The sequence below is a fragment of the Pantoea sp. EKM103V genome (genome assembly GCF_011800365.1).
Lineage (GTDB): Bacteria > Pseudomonadota > Gammaproteobacteria > Enterobacterales > Enterobacteriaceae > Pantoea > Pantoea anthophila.
Window position 1 is genome coordinate 1 of the sequence record NZ_JAALFQ010000065.1, and the last position, 244, is coordinate 244.

The 244-nt window shown below is 59.8% G+C and carries 1 tRNA gene; it reads right to left on the reverse strand.

Annotation, left to right across the window (positions count from 1 at the left end):
- Nucleotides 1-73, reverse strand: a tRNA-Asp gene (locus tag HFD97_RS22120).
- Nucleotides 74-244 lie beyond the last annotated feature (171 nt).

Genomic DNA, 244 nt, shown 5'->3' on the forward strand with positions numbered 1-244 from the left:
GGAACGGACGGGGCTCGAACCCGCGACCCCCTGCGTGACAGGCAGGTATTCTAACCAACTGAACTACCGCTCCACCGATTCTGTACTGAGGTCCGCTTGCGCTGACTTCAGGTATTTCGCCCGCTCCGCGTCACCGGAGTGGTCACGACCAGCGTACTGGTCTTAAATTGATGCCTGGCAGTTCCCTACTCTCGCATGGGGAGGCCCCACACTACCATCGGCGCTACGGCGTTTCACTTCTGAG